This is a genomic window from Microvirga vignae (assembly GCF_001017175.1).
GTDB lineage: Bacteria > Pseudomonadota > Alphaproteobacteria > Rhizobiales > Beijerinckiaceae > Microvirga > Microvirga vignae.
In genome coordinates, this window is record NZ_LCYG01000014.1 from 1 (window position 1) to 18739 (window position 18739).

An 18739-nucleotide genomic window follows, 5' to 3' on the forward strand; every position below is an offset into this window, starting at 1 on the left:
ACATGACATCCGGGCTCAACCGGTAAAATGGAGCGGCATCATGCCATGCCCTTTCAAAGGGCCTCCATAGTGCGTTTGCGATGCATCGTGCTCTTAACGTCTCGCCCGTTGCATCCATGAGATGACTTATGGACGAATCACTCCTAAGCGTCAAGCACAGAAATGAAGTATTGGGCGCACTTTTATTATCAAAACGCTTTTAACGATAGTAATCGGCCAGCACAAAAAGGCTCCCGCTCGGCGCGGAAGCAATATGCGTGTGGCCTCACCAAAAGCGACGGTGAGCGATCTCTGCAGCTGCTGGCCTCATCAGATCTTTTACAGAACCATCTGATCAGGCCAGTGCCTTCAGCGTGTTCCAGCCAAGGCCGTTCTATGAGGGGCTCCAGCAGGAAGGGCCTTCGTATAGAGCCCGCGGTATGCAGGATCGAGCGACAGCGCATCACTGATGCCAAGGATCGTCTCCGATGCACCAAGCACCAGAGCTCCATCGGCTGCCATCAACTGCGCAACCCTGCGAAGGACATTCGACTTCATCGCGGTGTCGAAATAGATCAGCACGTTGCGGCAATAGACAATGTCGAACTGCCCAAGTCGGCCGAAATCCTCGATGAGATTCAGATAGCGGAAATCCACCATGGAACGGATTTCAGCTGCGATCTGCCATTGATCACCCATCTGCCTGAAGTACTTGACGAGGAGCCTGATCGGCAGACCGCGCTGCACTTCGAATTGGTTATAGATGCCCGCCTTCGCCTTCTCGAGCACCTCAATCGAGATATCGGTTGCAATGATCTCCACCTGCCAACCCGGCATGCGCGCAGCCGCTTCCTTAAGCAGCATTGCAAGCGAGTAAGGTTCCTGCCCCGTCGAGGCAGCTGCGCACCAGATGCGCAGGCGGCGGCTGGCGGCTCGCTCCTTGAGGAACTTCGGCAGCAGAACATCCTGAAACAGGTCGAAAGGTGCCTTATCTCGAAAGAAGAAAGTCTCGTTGGTCGTCATAGCCTCGATAGTTGCATTCTCGAGGGCAGGAGACCGGCCCGACTTGATTTCCCAAATGAGTCGGGACAAGTTCTCGACCTTGAAACGTGTGCAGACAGGAGCAAGCCGGCTCTCAACGAGGTATCGCTTATCGGGGGAGAGGGCCAACCCTGACCGGGCTTTGAGAAAAGTGCGCAGAGCTTCGAATTCAATCTCAGTCATCGCGAGGCTCCGGCAATCAGGCCCTTCAATGAACGGCCAATAGCATTAAGAGGGAGAATCTCGTGAGCAAGGCCAGCTTTCACGATACTTCCAGGCATACCCCAGACAATGCTCGTTGCTTCATCTTGGGCAATGACGGTCGCACCGGCCTTGACCAGATGACGGGCTCCATTCGTTCCGTCTGACCCCATCCCTGTCAGCACCGTTGCGATTGCAGCCCCTCCATAAACAGAAGCGGCCTCTCGAAACAGAACATCCACGGCAGGACGGCAGAAGTTCTCAGGAGGAGCATCGCTGAGCCGTATGATAGGCTTTCCCGACACGCAGACCATGCCCATATGACGCCCGCCCGGAGCAACAAGCACCGTGCCCGCATCGATCCCTTCTCCATCTTTCGCTTCATGGCAGGGAAGCGAGAGTAAAGTCTGCAGATGTTCGGCAAAAACAGCCGTGAACATTGCGGGCATATGCTGAACGATCAGAACAGGAATGGTGGCAAGAACAGGCTTGAGATCCTGCAGCACCCGCTCAACGGCCCGTGGACCACCGGTAGAAGAACCGATAAGAAGACATTGCGGCCGCACATTGCCCGACTTTGGCAGTGGAGACTGCGCGGGTACAGGGACAGTCGGCACAGGGACAAGACTCGGGCGGGATTGTCTCGGCTTCGTGGCGCTTAGGGCTCTCAGTTTTTCGACGAGGTCGCGTCGGAACTCTGCCGCAGCATCCACAGCGCGTGCGCTTTCGGGCTTTGCAAGATAATCAACGGCACCCAGGGACAGACACTTCAGTGAAATCTTTGCGTTTCGCTGTGTCAGAGTGGAGATTACGATGATTTTGCTAGCAGGGCGAGCCTTCAAGATCATCGGCAATGCCGTCAAGCCGTCGACCTCAGGCATTTCGATATCGAGAAGAACAATCTCCGGCCTATGTCGCTCTGCAAGATCGACAGCCATCTGCCCATTAGACGCGGTGCAGACGACATCGAAGCCGCCCGCTTCCGTTACCCACCGTGCGATCATCCCGCGGATAATCGCACTATCATCCACGATCATGACGCGTGTTGGCTGAGATTGCATAGGAATAGGTTGTGTGAGGCGATCCACTGGCATGGCATCACACAGAAAAGGCGTCCGAAAGGAGGCCCAGCTCCTGGAACTTCGCAGCTAGAATGTCTTTGTCGAACGGCTTCATGATATACTCGTCCGCGCCGGCTTCCAGCGCTCGAGTAATGTGCCCCATGTCATTTTCTGTGGTGCAGAATACAATCTTGGGAGCATCACCTCCTGGAGACTTTCTCAGCTCCTTGAGAAAATTGTAGCCATCCATGACCGGCATGTTCCAATCAAGCAGAATGACATCGGGCATTCTGGCCAGACACTTCGACAGGCCAACCTCCCCGTTCTCAGCTTCCTCAACTTCGAATGCGAGGCTTTCGACGATCTCGCGAGAGACTTTCCGGATCGTCCTCGAGTCATCAACAATCAAACAATAGCTCATGAAAAATTATCCCTAGTAACCGCGGGGCCTCAGATCGCTCTCTAACGTAGTTAGATCAGGAGCGGATGTCGGATTTATCGATGAAGTTGAAATTCTCGACTAGAATTTCTTTGATGATATCGGCGCCAAGGCGCTTATTGATTTTATCTCTAACGCTGCCGATCATTTTATTCACATTGTATCGAGACAACTTCCTGAAATCGAGTGTCTCGTCTGAATAGACATAACGAAACACTTCATCCTGAATGAAGGCTTCAGGCGGTACGGAGATCTCCCGCAAAGTCTTTGCATCGGCTGTGAACACCAGATTAGCGATTACATAACCCTGAACCGCGCCTTCAGCGATGATCGGAATGTTCACGGGCGGAAGCTTCTTGTACTGCAAGCCTTCATAATGCGGCGGCTCCTCTGCTGGCGCCCTGCCGACCATCCAGGTTACGGCTGCATAGCACGAACCGAGCGTGACAGCGCAAACCCAGAAGCCGGCCATGACGTTCCTGATCATGCGCCGAAGCCCCCGCGCACCATATGGGCCGAATATGTGCTGTCTGACTCGGCAGCCTGAATAGCGCCTGAAATGATGCTCGAAATTTCCTGCACCGCCCGCATGTGACGTTGCAGAATTTCCTGATTTCGCTCCAGCTTGATTTTCAGCCTCTCAAATCGCTTCGCCGCAATCCCATCAAAGGCGAGAGTTTCGGCAGCTCTCACCATCCGACTGATCTCCAAAAGGCTTTGGCTTTTGCGGCGGTTGAACTCATCCAGATTCCTCAGATCACGAGACAGCAGGGCTGCTGTCTCAAGATCCAGTGTCTCCTCAAGCCGGTCCAGCGACTTCATCAACATGCGGCTTTCCTTATTTCTTCACGCCCAGGATATGCTCTGCAATTCCAATACCGCCCGCCCTCGCCACTTGCGCGCCGATCTGCTCCGCCATCATGGACTTCCAGATGGAGCCGGCATTGCCTTTTCCGTATGTATTCTCCGCATTCTTCGGGAGCATCGATTCAACAAAGCTCTGGAGAATGAAGGCTTCGAACTCCTGCGCGGTACGCTTCGATTTGGCCGCTGCCGCGGATTCGGCATCATTCCGGAGAGAGTTCCGGATCTGGTAAACGTCTGCCCCTCCCCCAATGGGACGAGAGGATACGGAGCGAACGGTCTCCTCGAAGCTTGGCCCAGACACGGGAGCTGTGCCTCGCATAAGGCTGTGGGCGGCCGCCTGGTACCGTGCAGGATCTGCCGCTCTGGCGACCTCGCTGAGAATGTCTGACGGGGGGCTGATCGCCATTGCGATCCTCCTTGTTTCACTTAAGCCAGACTCTAGTCCATGAGGCTTACGGGAGGCTTGTGCTGTCCCCTTGAGCCATGCTCTCGAGGATGGCGATCAGTCCCTTCTTCTCCTCACCCCGGCGACTATCCTCTTTAAGACGCGAGTAAACTTTCTCCGTGCGCTTCACCTGCAGTGCTTTTTCAACTGTGAGCGCCTTTTGCTCAATGATGGCAGCCTGCGTTCGGCTCTCTTCCAATGACAACGTCTTCAGTCTTTTGGCCAAGATGCCGACAAAAAGGCCGTGCAGCGTATCGGATTCGCCCATCGTTTGGAGCGTCTCTTCCTGGGCCGCCCTGAGCTCGCTCTCCTGACGGTGGAGATTGGCGAGCTTCAGCTCAGCGCTTTTGTGAAGGTGCTGCTGAACCTTGATCAGTCTGTCGATCTTCTTGAGTCTCTGTTTCATCGGCCTTCAGTTCCGCAGCCATGCCGTAAAAGCTTCGAGGAAGAGCAGCACGTAATCCTGCGCTGCAAAGTACATGACGAACAGCCCTCCGAGCATCACGAAGGGAGTTGCGATAAAGAAGACCGGTATCTGTGGCGTCAGCTTGTTGGTGAGTCCGGCCACGAGGTTTACAATGACGGAGTAAATCAGAAACGGACTGCTGATCCGCAGGGCCAGCACGAAGGCAATCCCGACCTGGTCGATCAGCTCCGCCAAGGAGGTTTGCACGGCAAAGCCCTGCCCGACCGGCACTCGCGAGTACGAGGCGATCAGTCCGCGAAAGAGCTCCCAGTGAAGGTCGGACAGGAAGATGACGGCCGTTGCCACCATCATGATAAGGGAACTGATTGCGGGAAGTGGCTCCGCTTCGTCGATCGGAGTTCCAGGCATACCGCCATAGCCGATGGCCATGGATACGGCGCTTAGCATCGTTTGAAGGGCTAGGAAGTAGACTCTTCCAAGCAATCCTATCAGCAGCCCAACGAGCAGCTCGGAGGCGATCCAGGTGAGTGTCACTGTCGGCGCCTGCCCAGCAATGCCGGTACGTATCTTGTCCATCAGGACAGGCGCAAGGGCGAGGCTTACGGTCAGAGCCAGGAAGAGCCGGACCTGAGGCGGTATCCTGTTGCTGGAGAACGCCGGCGCGATCAGCATACATCCGCCGATGCGGCAGAAAATAAGGAAAGTCCCAAGGAGCGTGTCAGAGACCACTTGGCTCACGCGACGGTACCAAGCGAGTTGACTTCGACGCCTCGGGCGATTTCCAGATGAGACAGAACCGGCAAGGACGAGAACATGCGCTCAATGATCATGCGCACATACGGCCTCGCATCGGGCGCTGTCACGATGGCGAAGTTCTTGACCTGACCCATGCGGGTTTTGATGGCTTCCGAAGCCTCCGCACCGAATTGCTCGACAAGACGCGGGTCAATATCGAACTCGATGACGTCGCCCTTGGCGTCGCGCTTCAGGCTTTGGTGGAACGCGATATCCCACTTGTTGCCCAGCCGCAGCACATTGAGGGCGCCTCCTTCGGCAAGATCACCACAGATCTGCTGCGCCATGCGCACCCGCACATGCTCCACCAGCTGCTCCGCTCGCCGGGCATGGGGCGCGATCTCGGCAATAGCCTCAAGGATCAGGCTCAAGTTACGAATCGAGACGCGCTCGGCCAGCAGCAGCTTCAGAACCGCCTGTAATCCGGAGTAGGAAATCTGGGAGGGGCAGATATCGTCGAGAAGACGCTTGTACTCAGGCTCAAGCCCGTCCAAGAGATTGCGAACATCCTTGTAGGAAAGGAGCTGGGGCAGGTTGTTGCGAATAACCTCGCTGAGATGGGTGAGGAGGACAGATGCCCCGTCCACGGCCGTGAAGCCCTGGCGCTTGATCTCGCCGGCATAGGCATCAGAGACCCAGAGGGCTTTCATGCCAAATGCAGGCTCGCGCACTTCATCTCCCGGCACATCCGGAACCGGACCGTCGCCAAGGACGACAAGAAGATCACCCGGTCTGATCTCATGCGTCGCGACCACCGTGCCATGGATCTTGATCTGATAGCTCTTCGCCGGGATCATGAAACTGTCGGAGAGTTTGACGTCAGGGAGAACGAAGCCGAAATCCTGGGCAAATTTCTTCCTCATCTTCTTGACACGATGGGCGAGGTCCCCATGGGAACTCGCCAGATGAGAAGACAGGTGTTTGCCGAGGCAGAGCTCCACCTCCGCAATCTTGAGCGATTCCTTAACGGTATCGCTCGCCTCCAAAAGGTTCTTCTGCTGTTCCTGCTCCTGGTTCAGCTTTTCTTTTGCCGCCTGCTCGGCTCGGACCTTTGGAATGCTGTAGGCCACGAATCCCATGAAGCCGCCCAGCATCATGAAGGGAATCATCGGCAGACCGGGAACGATGGCGAAAATGAACATCATTCCGGAAGCAACCATCAGAGCACGCGGGTAGGCACCAAGCTGATCCAGCACCGCCTGCTGGGCCTGCCCGCGCGTGCCGCCCTTGGAAACGAGGAGGCCTGCGGCCAGAGAAACCACGAGCGCCGGAATCTGGCTGACGAGTCCGTCGCCAACCGACAGCTGCGTGAAGACATCGGCGGCCTTTGAGAGCGGCATGCCATGCCGTGTCACGCCGATAATGATGCCGCCGAAAATGTTGACGGCGATGGTGATCAAGCTCGCGACGGCCTCACCGCGAACGAATTTCGAGGCACCGTCCATGGAACCGAAGAAGGCGCTCTCCTCTTCCAGTTCACGTCGCCGTCTCTGGGCTTCCTTCTCATCGATGAGCCCCGCAGAGAGGTCCGCATCGATGGCCATCTGCTTTCCTGGGATCGCATCGAGGGTAAAGCGGGCGCCCACCTCGGCGATACGTGTGGCACCCTTGGTGATCACCAGGAAGTTGACGGTAATCAGGATGATGAAGACGACGATACCGATGACGAAATCGCCGCTCATGACGAAGCGGGAGAAGCCGCTGATCACATGGCCTGCGGCGTCGACGCCATGGTGACCGTTGGAAAGGATCAATCGTGTTGACGCGATACCGAGAGCAAGGCGAAGGAGAGTGGCTATCAGGAGTACGGTTGGGAAGGCAGAGAACTCGAGGGGCTTCTGAATCCACAGGGCCACCATCAGGATGAGAACCGACAGGGCAATCGAGAAAGCAAGCCCCATATCGATAGCCAGGGGCGGGATCGGCAGGAACAGGATCGCAAGGATAATGACGACGCCTGCGGCGAACATCAGATCCCGGCCGCGGTCCTTTACCATCGTGTCGCTAGACGCCATGTGTCTCTCCCTTCGGCGAGCCAACCATCCGTCTGACACATGCGCTATGAAGCTTGCGCGAAGGTCGCCTCGCGTCTCGCTAGCCTCTTGCTCCTTCGCAGCAGCTTCTCAGGGTCTGGATTACTCTAGAACCCTGTAACAATTCGTCCGTAGACCAGTTCCGTGAAGGCATAGATCTGGGATCCAACCAGCGATCCGGTGAGAAGCGTGACGACCAAGATAGCAATAATCTTGGGAATGAAAGTCAACGTGACTTCCTGAATCTGGGTCAGAGCCTGGATCAGGGCGATCACAATGCCAATCACCATCGCGGCCAAGACCGCTGGCCCGGAGCCGATGATGACGGTCCAAATCGCCGCACGAACCAGCTCAAGAGCGTCAATCTCGTTCATTGTCAGCTGATCACGATGCCGGGGCCAAGCAGGATCCGGTCTCCATTCGCCAATTTGGCAACGGCGCCGTCGCTGGTGATCATTACTGATTCCACTTTTCCCTTAACGGCGCCGTCGGCCGTGGATATCGTCCGCCCGATCACGCTGTCCGCCTGAGACAGAGCGAAGGATGAAAGAAGGGCATCGAGCTTCTCGTTGCTCTTCACGGTCTGTTCGACCTGAGAGAACGTTGCCAGCTGAGCCATGTACTCCGTCGATTTCATCGGATCCGTAGGATCCTGGTTCCTCATCTGCGTCATCAGCAGCTTCAGAAAGTTGTCGTAGCTAACGGTAGACGTCTTCTCGCTGGCAGATGTCTGCTGACTGTAAGACGCAGATGAAACGGAACTGACATTCATTTCTCGTCTCCGGATTAAGCAGCCTTTTCGGGCATCACCACGCTTGTGGATGCAGGTTGGGATTCCACATTCTCGAAGAGCTTCCTGATCACCTTAAGCGCTTCGAAGGTTCGCTTGCGGGCGACAAGATCTCCGACATTCTTCAACTGAGCCTTTGTGGTCTCATCGGATATGACCACGAGCAGAGCGTCATAGATCTTATGGAAGGCTATCATCCCCTGCTCCTCTTCCCGAGGATTGATGAGGAGTGCTTGCACCACGAAGTAAAGCTGCCGCATCGGCGTCGTCGCATCTGCCAGCTGGAGCACATGGCTTTCCAGAAGAAACCGGGCATCGTTGAGAAGGCTCAAAGTGACCTTCTGGCTCACTGTCAGAACGGCACCATTGATGAAAATCCGTTCGCCGGCCTTGAGAGAGAAACGCATTTTCGCAGTCATTTCAGGCCATCCTTGATGAGGACGTTGATGTCGATAAGAGCACTGAGATTATTGTGCTCGCCGCGAACGACGAGATCGGATTCTTTCATCACCCAAAGGCCGATTGAGATCAGCTGGCCTTTCAGTTTGTCGGGCAGTGCATTCTCGGGATGCCCAAGATCCTTGATCAGAAAGGTCCAAAGGCGCTGGAGAAAGACGATTGCGCCGAGCATCTCCGGAGATTGAGACGGATACCCCTCTGCTGCACGCAAGAGGGTGATGGCGCGTTCGAAAAGATCGTATTCGCGTTGCCGGCAGTCTTTCGGCGAATCCTCGAGAATTTCAGAGTAGGAGAACTGATACATTTACATTTTTCCTGCCGTTAAAGGAAACTGATCAAGCTCAGTCGATTGAGCTGCGCAGTCAGCGAATACGATGTCTGAAGCTGGGTCGAGAGCTGATCGACTCGAACCTTCGCTTCAGCTGGATCAATAGCCTCGTAGTTAGTGATCCTCTCCTCGAAAAACGTTTTCTGGAGGCTCATCCGCTCATTGGCGTCATCGATCTTTCGCTGGGCCGTTCCAAGGTCGGCCTGGAGTTCGGTCACCCCGGAAACGCCACCGCCGAGCGTCCCGACGACCCTGTCGAGCAGGTATGATCTCGTCTGGTCGTTGAGCCTTTCAATCCCGAGATCAAAGGTCATCACATAGGCCTTCGCCAACTCCCGGAAAGCGGTTTCGTTTGCGTTGGCGGATGTTTCGACCCTCTGGGTCGGAGAAATCAGGCTTTGGATGTTTTGATCCGAAGCGTTGGACCATGTGCCCTCCCACTGGTTCTCAAAGAGGTCCGCGAGAGGCCCATCAATGAAAGCCTGCATCTGGGCGGGCGTGATGTCCGCCACCCGGGGATCTGTCTGCGGAAAAGTGAAGTGGGTCAAGAACGCCCCGTTGACGGCCGTTTGAAAGCCGTCCTCATAGGCTTTGAGGGGCCCGACTTTGGAATTCACGCCACCGAACAGATACTGGCTTCCGACATTCTCATTCAGATTCGCGATCAGCTTGTTCAGGCCGGCCCGGGCCTGGCTCTGGATGAGGGGAACATCCTGCGCGCCCACATGCATTCCGATCAGCGCATTCTTGAAATTGTCGGCCCCGCCGCGAACCTGGTCGAGAGCTGCCGAGGTCGATCTGAGCCGGAGCGTCGCCGACGTGTTGCTGTCCGTCAAGGCATCAAGAGAGGCTCTTTCCTGACGGAGGGAAAGCGACTTCCCTGTCTTGCGTCCAAGCGCCAGGCCGACATCCATATGGCGTCCGGTCACGACTTCCTTGTTGGCCTTCACGAGCTCGGACTGGAGCTTGTCGAGCGTCGATCTGGGCGAATTCCAGAGCGTGGTGGAGGAGATGAACGTTGTCTTCATATCTTAACCCACGGAATTGAGGAGCGTCTTGAGCATCTGATCGATCACGGACATCAGCTTTGCGGACGCTGAGTAGGTTTTTTCCAACTGCAGCATGAGGGCGGTTTCATCGTCCATGTTGACGTCCGTGGCGTTCGAGAGCGCCTCGGATGCCTGCGCAAGCAAGGTCTCCTGATAATCCACCTGCTGGGATGCACTCTTGCGTTCAGCCTCGAGCCAGCCAGCTGACGACGATGCGAAGTCCTGCAAGGACATCTTGTCGCCAAGTCCGAGGCTCGGATCGAAAGCACGATCAGCCTGGACGGCCTTGACCAATTGATGAAGACGGGTCGAAAACGATGCGGTTCCGTCACCATAGGTGTAATCAGCACCGTTGATTCCGCCATCGCGAATCTTCTCGAATTTCCCGCCTTTGGACGGATCGACCCTATCATCGACCTGGATCAGCCCGGCAAGACCTGCCGGCGCCATTGTCGGAATGTTTGGCCCACCGCTGTACGTGAAAACACCAGCCAGATTCGGTTTTCCAGCCCCGGTTTTATCGTACTCGGCAAAAGCCTCGATCAAACCACGGGCCAACTCGTCGAGCTGTTTCTGATATTGAACGGCTGCATTGTCCCGCAGCTTGACGAGACCAACGAGATTGCCGGAATTCAATGGCATCGGAGATGAGCTTCCAGTCACCGGAATCTCATCGATGAGGATCGCCCCCCCGGGTTTTCCTGCTGCCAGAGCGGTTGATTCGTATCTAACGCTGCGCGGCAATCTGTCGAAGAGCGCCACCCCGCTATCGGTATAGATGGCGATGTCATTGTCGGTTCTCGGGACGACGGTAATTCCAATCTCTTCGGAAAGCTGCGCGATGAGACTGTCTCTCGTATCGAGAGCATCCGTCACGTCTCGCCCAAGAGCGGTTCCGCTTACCACTTCATCGTTAGCAATCTTGAATTTCGCCAGAATATCATTGATCCGGGAAACCGAGTCGGCAATCTGGACTTGCGTCTCCTGTCGGATTGCGTTGATGCTTGACGTCGCCTGATTCAAACTCGTCGCAAGATCCGACGCAGTCTTCACGAACCCGCGAGCCAGCACAGTGTCGTCAGGCGCGTTCGCATACTGCTTCAAGGCATTGTTCAAGGCACCAATGCGGGCAGCAGGAGATTCATCCAGCTCCGGATCGCCGATCGTCTGGCTCAGCCTCTGGAGTCCTTCGAGCAGCGACTTCTGAGTGGCTGCATCCGAAGTCGTCTCCAGCATCTTGTTCAAAAGCGCTCTGTCGCTGGCTCTGAGCACCGTCACGCGAGCAGCACCGCCCGTCGTGACGAGCGCGCCGATCTTGCGCGAATATGCAGGATCCGACGCTCCAGCGGTATTGCGGGAGACAATCGCCATCTGCGACTGAGATGCCTGCAACGAGGAACGGGCCGTATTATAGGCGACCGAAAGTGACATGTTTCGAGCTCTCGAGGATGACCTAAACCGTTACCGCTTCAGATTCATGAGAACGTCGAGCAGTTCGGAGCCGGTTTGGAACACTTTCGAGTTGGCCGTGTAGCTGGTCTGCGCCTCGATCATGGCCGTCAGCTCGGTGCCGATATCAACGTTCGACCCCTCAAGTGCCCCGGAGGTCACAGATCCAAAGGCACCGGTCTCCGGGAAACCAACTTGGTAGCCACCCGAGCTTGCAGTCGTCTCGTAAACGTTGCCCGCACGAGGAGAGAGATTATCCGGACTAGGCACAGTTGCCAGGGGGATCCTATAGGCGGCGACACGCGAGCCGTCCTCGTAGACGGCATAGACGGTGCCATCGGAGGCGAACTCGGCGCTCTTCACGGCCGATGGTCCGTTACCGTTGGCCTGGCCGGTGACCGAGTAATCGCCCGCGAGCTGCGTCATACCCGACATGTCGAGCGTAAAGGGTTGCCCTTTAGGGATGTCGAAACTCAACGATTTAGGACCGATGAGTTGCCCCAGGTCGTCGAATGTCATCGTGTTTGGTCCATCCAGCAGAGTGGAGCCGTTATAGACCGCGATTTCCCAAGTCTTCTCTCCGGTCCTCTCCAACTGGATATCGAGCTTCACCGGATTTCCGACATTGTCGAACACCTGGAGAGAGGAAATCTTTTTGGCTGGCGTCATATCCGTAAAGGAGCCTGTGACGTTCGTGGCGCCGGTCAGGTCATCGGACGTCAGCACGAGATTGCCGGTGGCCGGATCCTTCGACGCCTGAACGCCGCTGAGCGTGCCAGCGGTGACGGCTGCGTTAATCTTTGTGACCAGATCATCCACGGTTGCTTCTGTCGTCACATTGAAGGTCTGAGTGGGGCCGCCACCGACAGAGAACTGGATCGTGTCCCGGGGAGACAGATTCGAGATCTTGATATCGACATAGCCAGGCACCGGGGGCGCCAATGTTCCGGGATGCGCAGTACCAACCACCTCCTTAGTGGCGTATGGGAGATTCCCTTTGAATGTGCCTGCAGTCGAACCAGCGGCCTGCATGCCGAAATCGCCCATGTTGACCGGAACGACGTCGTCGAGACTGTTCAAGGACGGATCGACCCCAATCTTATAGCCCATGAGCGTGAAGCCGGCTGCATTGACGAGGTTGCCGGTTCGGCCATCGGGCACGAAGTTTCCGGCGCGCGTCAGGTAATTGGCTCCACCCGGATCCGATACGACGAAAAAGCCGTTGCCGGAGATCGCCAAGTCCGTCGCCGAGGTCGTGTAAGCGATCGGCCCCTGATCGCCGATCGTATAGCGCACCCTGCTCGTGACCGACCCCGAATTGTAGTTTCCCTCGCTGGACGGAAGGATCAGAGACGAGAACTCAGTCGAGGCACGCTTGTAGCCAGTCGTGCTCGAGTTCTGAATATTCTCGGCAACCGTTCCCAGCTTGTTCGACTGAGCGTTCATGCCGGACACGCCGCTGCGAAGGACACCATAGAGGCTCATGTACAACTCCTGCGAATTCGAGTGGAAGCTAACACAAGGATGCTTGTGTGAAGCTGGGGGAGAGATGAAGCGCGCGTGGATGCCATGAGGACATCACTGCTTGAGCGCTTGCGCGAGATCCATGAAGGCATCCCGGCTCAAGGGAGATGATGGATCCTGCCGCAGGGCTTCATAAATCTTTGGAACAAGAACGACTGCCTGATCGAGATCCTGATCCGTGCCTGGCTGGTATCCGCCCATCATGCGCAGGTCGCGCGTATCCTCATAGCGGGCGATCAGCCCGCGTAAGCGCCGGACCAGCTCCTTCTGGTCCGACGACCAGACATGGTCCGCCAGTCGCGATATGGAGCCGAGAACATTGATGGCCGGGTAGCGGCCCTGATCGGCGATCGAACGATCGAGGACGATATGGCCGTCGAGCGTGCCTCTGATATTGTCGGCAACCGGATCGTTGTGATCATCGCCATCGATTAGAACGGAGAAGATGCCCGTGATGGACCCCTTCCCTTCCTCTCCAGGGCCGGCCCGCTCCAGCAAGCGGGGCAGATCGCTGAAAACGCTTGGAGTATAGCCGCGGGCGACAGCCGGCTCCCCTGCTGCAAGCGCCACGTCACGGGCGGCGTGAGCATACCGGGTCACGGAATCGATGATCAGGAGAACCGATTCACCGCAATCCCGGAAATACTCGGCGATCGAGACAGCGGTTCTGGGCGCCTGACGCCGCATCATCGGGCTCTCGTCACCCGTCGAGACCACCATCACGGCTCTGTGCAAGCTGGCTTGGATCGGCCCTTCCAGGAACTCCCGCACTTCTCTTCCACGCTCGCCCACGAGAGCAACCACGATCGTGTCGAAGCCCTCACATTTTGCGAGCATCGTCAGCAGGGTGGATTTTCCCACACCCGATCCGGCAAAGATGCCGATACGCTGCCCCTGGCAGATAGGCGTGAAAAGATCGATGGCCTTCACGCCCGTATGCAACGGTTTATGAACCCTCGCCCTTGTCATCGCAGAGGGAGGCTCGGCGTCGTGATGCACCGGTCTTGGGCCCGGAGCCAAGGGACCCTGCCCGTCGAGCGGCTCAGCAAGGGCGTTGATGACCCGCCCTTTCCAACTCGGATCTGGGCTCAAGCCGGCATTGCTGACCAGAAACGCAGGCGTGCCAATCCTGGCATCGATGCGTCCATTGAAGGGTTTAATCGTAAGCCCATTGCCGTCGATGCGAACGACCTCGCCGATCTGCGTTCTTCCGTTCGCGTCGAAACCGACCTGGTCACCCAGCTTGACGAATTGGGAGAGCCCGACGACTCGATAATAGCTAGGGGTCACCTCACGAATGGTGCCGCTGATCCGCACCAGATGGCGTCCAGCACCTTCTAGAAGGAGGGTCTCAAGCTCGCAAAGGGCGTTCATGCCGTTGATCAGCTGCTGGGACCAAGTGTCCGGATGGCATCCATCAATGTGGATTCACTCTCCTGGATCGTCGTTGCGGCGCTTTCGAAATTCCGCTGCAGGGCGATCATCTTCGTCATCTCAAGAACAGGATTGACGTTCGACCCTTCGCTGTAGCCCTGTTGAACACCTGTCGATGTGAAGTCCTGAACGGCTTCACCGGGAATGCTGGACAGGACACCCGAACTTCCCTGCCGGGCCAGGCGGCTGTCGCCGCTCAGATTGAAGAGGCCTAGGGCCCCAACCTGATTGCCACCCTGGGTGATCGTTCCATCACGGCCGATCGTTGGAGGGCCCGCCTGAGGGTCGAGGGCGATGGGTGCCCCGCCGGCATCGAGAACCGCATGGCCATCGACAGTCACAAGGTCACCATTCTCGTTCATGGAGAAGCGTCCGTCACGTGTGTAAACCGGGCCACTCGCTCCCTGGTAGGCAAACCATGCCTCGCCCTGGATCGCCACATCGAGGGGATTGTCCGTCTTGGTCACGGGACCGGCCCGGCGCGAGATGAAGCTCTGGCCCGAGGACGCGAAAGATACATTGTCCTTGCCGGCAAGGGAGAGAATTTCTTCGAACTTGATTTCGTCAGCGCGAAAACCGCCGGTCGCCATGTTCGCGACGTTATTGGCAATGGTTGCCAGACGCTTCTCCATGGCGACCTGCGCCGACAGTGACACATACAGGGCGGATTGCACCCGGAAACTCCATACAGTCAGACGGCCGCCCATGGCTCAGGTCGATATTCCGCTACGCGTTGGCTGGGCAGCCTGGTCAATTTCCAGTCTGCTGTACCAGGACAGCCTTGCATGAGGCTTGCCTCCCCCGTCCCAGCTTCGCGCAAGCCTCCACGATTAGGAAATCTCCAAGAATTGATCTCTCGCGAAGGACTACAAGATTGGGCGTCTTAATCGGATTGGTCGTTGCCATCGGCTCTCTCGTTAGCGGCTATGTCGCCATGGGCGGGCATCTGTCCGTGATCTGGCAGCCCTGGGAATACGTCATCATCTGCGGTATCGCGATCGGCACGTTCATCATTGCGAACCCCATGTCGCTCGTGAAGGACACGGGACGGGCTTCCCTCGAAGCTATCAAGGGAACAGTTCCCAAGAGGGAACAGTATCTGGCGATCCTGGGCCTTCTGTATGCTCTGCTGAGAGAGCTGAAGAACAAGCCTCGCAATGAGGTTGAGGCGCATATCGACACCCCTGAGGAATCGGAAATTTTCAGGGCGTTCCCGAGCGTTCTGAAGGACAAGGACCTGACCCTCTTCATCTGTGACTACGCTCGCCTGATCATTATCGGCAACGCGCGTCCGCATGAGATCGAAGCCCTCATGGAAGAAGAGATCGCAGCGCTCAAGCGCGACCGTACCAAACCCTACTATTCCATCTCCACCGTTGCGGAAGCCCTGCCTGCACTTGGCATCGTGGCGGCCGTGCTGGGTATCGTGAAGGCTCTCGGCGCGATCGACCAAGCTCCCTCAATTCTCGGAGGCCTTATCGCATCCGCACTCGTCGGAACGTTCGGCGGCATCTTCATCTCTTATGCTTTTCTTTCTCCGCTCGCCAACAAGGTGAAGGCGACACGAGAGAAGCAGACACGCGTCTACGTCATCGTGAAGCAGGCGCTGATCGCCTACATGAATGGAGCGTTGCCGCAGATCGCCGTCGAGCATGGCCGCAAGGGAATCTCGGTGGAATACCGCCCCACCATCGACGAGGTCGAAACGGCTACCACGACAGGTGGTCGCTCAGAAGACATGAAGGAGGCAGCTTAGTCATGAGCGGCATGCAGAATGCCAACGATATTCGAGACATGCTTCTGGACTCGGCAGGTCTGTCCATTGACCGCCTGCCCATGCTCCACGTGATCTTCGATCGCATGTCGACGAGCTGCGCCGAGCATCTGCGCCACATGGCCGCCTCGCCCATGTATTACTCGCTGAGTGGCATCGAGAGTGGCCGCATCAGCGAAATTCTGGAGATGTACGAGGCCAATGCAGTCGCCGCGATCTTTCACGCTCCGGACTGGGACAGTCATATTCTGATCGGCTTCGATCGCGACTTCATCTATACGATGGTGGAGGTGCTCTTCGGGTCCGATGGCTCCGAGCCTCCTGTCGAGGAAGCGCGAGGCTTTTCGAACATCGAGCTGCGGATGGCCCAGGTCCTTTTCGAACAGGTTGCCAAGGCGCTTCAAGCCTCCTTCTCTCTCGTATCGGATACGAAGTTCAAGTTGGAGCGTCTTGAGACCCGTATGGACTTCGCCGTCATCGGCCGCCGCAACAACCAGGCCGTCGCAGCCAAATTTCTCCTTCAGGCCCTCAACCGAGGTGGGGAGATGTTCGTCATCATCCCACAATCCGCTCTGAACCCGATGAGGAAAGTGCTGTCTCGCGTCGTATCCGGTGAATCGACAAGTCGTGATCCGCGCTGGATGAAGCAAATGGCCAGCGAGGTTCAAAAGACCGAAATCACCCTCACGGCCGTCCTTGAGGAACGTTTCCTGTCACTTGGCGAGATTGCCGATCTGAAACTCGGACAGGTCATCGAGTTGCAGGCGACACCCAGAAGTCGGGTCAAGCTCGAAGGAAACCAGCAAGGGCTCTTCTGGTGTCACATCGGACAGGCAGATGGCTCATATGTTTTAAAGATCGATGAGCCGATCGATCAAGAGAAGGAATTTCTCGATGATGTCCTCGCTCGCTAATGCCATCCTTTTCATAGCTCTCGTCACGACGAGCACCATGGTCGCCCTCATGTACCGCAAGCTCAAGCGTCTGGATCAGTACCATGCCGAGTACAAGCGGATCTTCGACAGGACCGGAGAGGCCTTGATGGGAGCTCAGAATGCCGTCGCCAGTTTCGGTTCTGAGGGTCGTGAGACCCTCGCTCTCCTCGGCGCGCGGATTGACGAAGCCCGGGCTGCCGCTCAACGCCTGGAAGAGCTCACTCTCTCGGCCCGCGAGCTGACGCAGTCTCGTTCTCACATTCCCAATCAGTAGGGGCCCGTACTATGTCGAATCCGTTTGAAAATAACTTTCAGGATAAGGTTGCTTGGCAGCAGGAAAGCGAGCTTGGCAAAAGTCTCAATAACGCGGCATCGCGCGACTCGAAAGGGGATGCCGGCCGCAATCTCGACTCCATCCTGAGGATCCCCGTTACAATTCAGGTCGTTCTCGGCTCGGCCACGATGCCGGTTTCGAACCTGATGAAGCTTGGACGCGGTGCGATCGTGCCTCTAGACCACAGGGTTGGCGAGCCAGTCGACGTTGTGGTCAATGGCCGCGTGATCGCTCGCGGCGAAGTTGTCGTCGTGGAAGATGACAACTCCCGATTTGGCATCTCTCTCACTGAGATTGTTGGCCCTCCCACCAATGATATGAACGGCTGAAGCGACTTTCACCATGGTTGCGAACATTCCCGTGAAGACGAACAGCGGTACCAGGCCCATGAAGGGACCGGAACGTGTCGCGACCCTTCTGCTGGCGATGGGAAAGCCTGCAGCTAGTAGAATTCTGAAGCACTTCAGTGATGAGGAGATTCGCCTTGTCACGAGATCTGCTGCTCAACTTGGACCCGTATCGCCATCGCAGATAGAGACCCTGATCGATGAGTTTGCATCAAACTTCTCGTCGGGAGCCGACGTTGTCGGCAGCGTAGCCCACATTGAGAAACTCCTGGCCGGGATTTTAACGCCTGAACAGATCGCCGAGATCCTGAGCGAAGTCGCAGGGAATGCGAACAGGAGCATCTGGGAGCGCATCTCGACGGTCTCTGAAAGTGCTATTGCTTCCTACCTGATGAAGGAGCATCCCCAAACGGCGGCGCTAATTCTGTCTAAGGTGAAGCCATCCTGTGCAGCCAAGGTCATGGCTCAACTTCCTCAGCCCCTGCGCAACAACTTGATGCGCCGCATGCTGAGCATGAAGCCGATCGTCGATGCAACGATGAAGAATATCGAGAAAACTCTCCATGAAGACTTCATGGCGAACTTCTCGAAGAATGCCGGCTCTGACACTCATGCCAAGATCGCCGACATCATCAACAAGATGGAACGCGATCACATGGAGGACGTTCTGACCAGCCTGTCCGCCGTCAGGCCGAAGTCGGCGGAGATCCTCCGAAGCCTCCTCTTCACGTTCGACGATATCGTCAAGCTAACGCCTCGGGATCGTACGACCTTGTTCGACCAGGTTCCTCCGGATCGCGTCGTCTTGGCTCTCAAGGGCACGAACGACGAGTTCCGCAAAGTCGTTCTGACTGCTCTCTCCTCACGTGTACGCCGCATGATCGAGCACGAGTTGAGCAGCAACGAGCCGTCGTCGCAAAGAGACGTCGCCGAAGCCCGCCGCTCCATTACGGACCTTGCTTTGGATATGGCAGGACGGGGTGAAATCGTTATCAACTCAGAAGCTGACGATGAGTCCTTTATCTGAG

Annotated in this window: 23 protein-coding genes; 5 read left to right on the plus strand and 18 right to left on the minus strand. The window is 56.7% G+C overall.

Annotation, left to right across the window (positions count from 1 at the left end; translation table 11 throughout):
• Nucleotides 1-348: 348 nt before the first annotated feature.
• The 18 genes from AA309_RS03410 to flgF all read right to left on the minus strand — a co-directional run bounded on the left by AA309_RS03410 (nucleotide 349) and on the right by flgF (nucleotide 14995).
• A complete protein-coding gene (locus AA309_RS03410; RefSeq protein WP_047187596.1) occupies nucleotides 349-1203 on the minus strand; it encodes a CheR family methyltransferase in 855 nt (284 codons plus the stop codon).
• The gene (locus tag AA309_RS03415) at nucleotides 1200-2309 is read right to left on the minus strand and encodes a protein-glutamate methylesterase/protein-glutamine glutaminase (protein ID WP_244470244.1); all 1110 of its coding nucleotides are present in this window, start codon (nucleotides 2307-2309) and stop codon (nucleotides 1200-1202) included. The genes AA309_RS03410 and AA309_RS03415 overlap by 4 nt, the downstream gene beginning before the upstream one ends.
• Nucleotides 2310-2319: 10 nt before the next feature.
• Nucleotides 2320-2703: a response regulator gene (locus tag AA309_RS03420; protein ID WP_047187598.1), complete on the minus strand. Its 384-nt coding sequence runs from the start codon at nucleotides 2701-2703 to the stop codon at nucleotides 2320-2322.
• 55 nt (nucleotides 2704-2758) lie between these two features.
• Nucleotides 2759-3208, minus strand: coding sequence for a hypothetical protein (locus AA309_RS03425; protein WP_342027925.1), 450 nt, complete (start codon nucleotides 3206-3208; stop codon nucleotides 2759-2761).
• A complete protein-coding gene (locus AA309_RS03430; RefSeq protein WP_244470245.1) occupies nucleotides 3205-3543 on the minus strand; it encodes a flagellar protein FlgN in 339 nt (112 codons plus the stop codon). The genes AA309_RS03425 and AA309_RS03430 overlap by 4 nt, the downstream gene beginning before the upstream one ends.
• A 16-nt stretch (nucleotides 3544-3559) precedes the next feature.
• The gene (locus AA309_RS03435; protein ID WP_047187600.1) at nucleotides 3560-3994 is read right to left on the minus strand and encodes a rod-binding protein; all 435 of its coding nucleotides are present in this window, start codon (nucleotides 3992-3994) and stop codon (nucleotides 3560-3562) included.
• 46 nt (nucleotides 3995-4040) lie between these two features.
• On the minus strand, nucleotides 4041-4439 hold the full coding sequence (locus AA309_RS03440) for a hypothetical protein (RefSeq protein WP_047187601.1): 399 nt from the start codon (nucleotides 4437-4439) through the stop codon (nucleotides 4041-4043).
• Nucleotides 4440-4445: 6 nt separating this feature from the next.
• Nucleotides 4446-5198, minus strand: coding sequence for a flagellar biosynthesis protein FliR (gene fliR / locus AA309_RS03445; protein WP_047187602.1), 753 nt, complete (start codon nucleotides 5196-5198; stop codon nucleotides 4446-4448).
• Nucleotides 5195-7270, minus strand: coding sequence for a flagellar biosynthesis protein FlhA (gene flhA, locus AA309_RS03450; protein WP_047187603.1), 2076 nt, complete (start codon nucleotides 7268-7270; stop codon nucleotides 5195-5197). Before flhA ends, fliR begins: the two co-directional genes overlap by 4 nt.
• Nucleotides 7271-7395: 125 nt before the next feature.
• On the minus strand, nucleotides 7396-7662 hold the full coding sequence (locus AA309_RS03455) for a flagellar biosynthetic protein FliQ (protein ID WP_047187604.1): 267 nt from the start codon (nucleotides 7660-7662) through the stop codon (nucleotides 7396-7398).
• Between the two features lie 2 nt (nucleotides 7663-7664).
• Nucleotides 7665-8060, minus strand: a complete 396-nt coding sequence (gene flgD / locus AA309_RS03460; RefSeq protein ID WP_047187605.1) for a flagellar hook assembly protein FlgD — start codon at nucleotides 8058-8060, stop codon at nucleotides 7665-7667.
• A gap of 14 nt (nucleotides 8061-8074) precedes the next feature.
• Nucleotides 8075-8497 carry a flagellar biosynthesis repressor FlbT gene (gene flbT, locus AA309_RS03465; RefSeq protein WP_047187606.1) on the minus strand — a complete coding sequence of 141 codons (423 nt, stop codon included), beginning with the start codon at nucleotides 8495-8497 and terminating at the stop codon, nucleotides 8075-8077.
• The gene (gene flaF / locus AA309_RS03470; RefSeq protein WP_047187607.1) at nucleotides 8494-8841 is read right to left on the minus strand and encodes a flagellar biosynthesis regulator FlaF; all 348 of its coding nucleotides are present in this window, start codon (nucleotides 8839-8841) and stop codon (nucleotides 8494-8496) included. Before flaF ends, flbT begins: the two co-directional genes overlap by 4 nt.
• 17 nt (nucleotides 8842-8858) lie before the next feature.
• The gene (locus tag AA309_RS03475; RefSeq protein ID WP_047187608.1) at nucleotides 8859-9893 is read right to left on the minus strand and encodes a flagellar hook-associated family protein; all 1035 of its coding nucleotides are present in this window, start codon (nucleotides 9891-9893) and stop codon (nucleotides 8859-8861) included.
• A 3-nt stretch (nucleotides 9894-9896) separates the two neighbouring features.
• On the minus strand, nucleotides 9897-11345 hold the full coding sequence (gene flgK, locus AA309_RS03480; protein WP_047187609.1) for a flagellar hook-associated protein FlgK: 1449 nt from the start codon (nucleotides 11343-11345) through the stop codon (nucleotides 9897-9899).
• A 30-nt stretch (nucleotides 11346-11375) separates the two neighbouring features.
• Nucleotides 11376-12848, minus strand: a complete 1473-nt coding sequence (locus AA309_RS32815; RefSeq protein ID WP_047187610.1) for a flagellar hook protein FlgE — start codon at nucleotides 12846-12848, stop codon at nucleotides 11376-11378.
• A gap of 93 nt (nucleotides 12849-12941) precedes the next feature.
• Entirely contained in the window at nucleotides 12942-14261 is a 1320-nt protein-coding gene (fliI, locus tag AA309_RS03490; RefSeq protein WP_047187611.1) for a flagellar protein export ATPase FliI, read from the minus strand.
• A gap of 8 nt (nucleotides 14262-14269) precedes the next feature.
• Nucleotides 14270-14995, minus strand: coding sequence for a flagellar basal-body rod protein FlgF (gene flgF, locus AA309_RS03495; protein ID WP_047187612.1), 726 nt, complete (start codon nucleotides 14993-14995; stop codon nucleotides 14270-14272).
• A gap of 200 nt (nucleotides 14996-15195) precedes the next feature.
• Between flgF and motA the strand changes: the two genes are divergently transcribed.
• The 5 genes from motA to AA309_RS03520 are packed head-to-tail and all read left to right on the plus strand — an operon-like array spanning nucleotide 15196 to nucleotide 18738.
• Nucleotides 15196-16077: a flagellar motor stator protein MotA gene (gene motA / locus AA309_RS03500; RefSeq protein WP_047187613.1), complete on the plus strand. Its 882-nt coding sequence runs from the start codon at nucleotides 15196-15198 to the stop codon at nucleotides 16075-16077.
• Nucleotides 16078-16079: 2 nt separating this feature from the next.
• Nucleotides 16080-17009, plus strand: coding sequence for a flagellar motor switch protein FliM (locus tag AA309_RS03505; protein ID WP_047187614.1), 930 nt, complete (start codon nucleotides 16080-16082; stop codon nucleotides 17007-17009).
• A complete protein-coding gene (locus AA309_RS03510) occupies nucleotides 16990-17304 on the plus strand; it encodes a hypothetical protein (RefSeq protein ID WP_200901939.1) in 315 nt (104 codons plus the stop codon). The genes AA309_RS03505 and AA309_RS03510 overlap by 20 nt, the downstream gene beginning before the upstream one ends.
• An 11-nt stretch (nucleotides 17305-17315) precedes the next feature.
• Nucleotides 17316-17693, plus strand: a complete 378-nt coding sequence (fliN, locus tag AA309_RS03515; protein ID WP_047187616.1) for a flagellar motor switch protein FliN — start codon at nucleotides 17316-17318, stop codon at nucleotides 17691-17693.
• 13 nt (nucleotides 17694-17706) lie between these two features.
• Nucleotides 17707-18738: a flagellar motor switch protein FliG gene (locus AA309_RS03520; protein ID WP_047187617.1), complete on the plus strand. Its 1032-nt coding sequence runs from the start codon at nucleotides 17707-17709 to the stop codon at nucleotides 18736-18738.
• Nucleotide 18739: the final 1 nt, after the last annotated feature.

Bases quoted from the DNA above. Each gene is read 5' to 3' on its own strand.
- flgD (WP_047187605.1), bottom strand. From the start codon at position 8,060: ATGAATGTCAGTTCCGTTTCATCTGCGTCTTACAGTCAGCAGACATCT.
- AA309_RS03430 (WP_244470245.1), bottom strand. From the start codon at position 3,543: ATGAAGTCGCTGGACCGGCTTGAGGAGACACTGGATCTTGAGACAGCA.
- AA309_RS03475 (WP_047187608.1), bottom strand. From the start codon at position 9,893: ATGAAGACAACGTTCATCTCCTCCACCACGCTCTGGAATTCGCCCAGA.
- AA309_RS03510 (WP_200901939.1), top strand. From the start codon at position 16,990: ATGATGTCCTCGCTCGCTAATGCCATCCTTTTCATAGCTCTCGTCACG.
- fliN (WP_047187616.1), top strand. From the start codon at position 17,316: ATGTCGAATCCGTTTGAAAATAACTTTCAGGATAAGGTTGCTTGGCAG.
- AA309_RS03455 (WP_047187604.1), bottom strand. From the start codon at position 7,662: ATGAACGAGATTGACGCTCTTGAGCTGGTTCGTGCGGCGATTTGGACC.
- AA309_RS03410 (WP_047187596.1), bottom strand. From the start codon at position 1,203: ATGACTGAGATTGAATTCGAAGCTCTGCGCACTTTTCTCAAAGCCCGG.
- AA309_RS03435 (WP_047187600.1), bottom strand. From the start codon at position 3,994: ATGGCGATCAGCCCCCCGTCAGACATTCTCAGCGAGGTCGCCAGAGCG.
- flhA (WP_047187603.1), bottom strand. From the start codon at position 7,270: ATGGCGTCTAGCGACACGATGGTAAAGGACCGCGGCCGGGATCTGATG.
- AA309_RS03520 (WP_047187617.1), top strand. From the start codon at position 17,707: ATGGTTGCGAACATTCCCGTGAAGACGAACAGCGGTACCAGGCCCATG.
- AA309_RS03440 (WP_047187601.1), bottom strand. From the start codon at position 4,439: ATGAAACAGAGACTCAAGAAGATCGACAGACTGATCAAGGTTCAGCAG.
- AA309_RS32815 (WP_047187610.1), bottom strand. From the start codon at position 12,848: ATGAGCCTCTATGGTGTCCTTCGCAGCGGCGTGTCCGGCATGAACGCT.
- AA309_RS03425 (WP_342027925.1), bottom strand. From the start codon at position 3,208: ATGATCAGGAACGTCATGGCCGGCTTCTGGGTTTGCGCTGTCACGCTC.
- flgK (WP_047187609.1), bottom strand. From the start codon at position 11,345: ATGTCACTTTCGGTCGCCTATAATACGGCCCGTTCCTCGTTGCAGGCA.
- AA309_RS03420 (WP_047187598.1), bottom strand. From the start codon at position 2,703: ATGAGCTATTGTTTGATTGTTGATGACTCGAGGACGATCCGGAAAGTC.
- AA309_RS03505 (WP_047187614.1), top strand. From the start codon at position 16,080: ATGAGCGGCATGCAGAATGCCAACGATATTCGAGACATGCTTCTGGAC.
- flbT (WP_047187606.1), bottom strand. From the start codon at position 8,497: ATGACTGCGAAAATGCGTTTCTCTCTCAAGGCCGGCGAACGGATTTTC.
- flaF (WP_047187607.1), bottom strand. From the start codon at position 8,841: ATGTATCAGTTCTCCTACTCTGAAATTCTCGAGGATTCGCCGAAAGAC.
- fliI (WP_047187611.1), bottom strand. From the start codon at position 14,261: ATGAACGCCCTTTGCGAGCTTGAGACCCTCCTTCTAGAAGGTGCTGGA.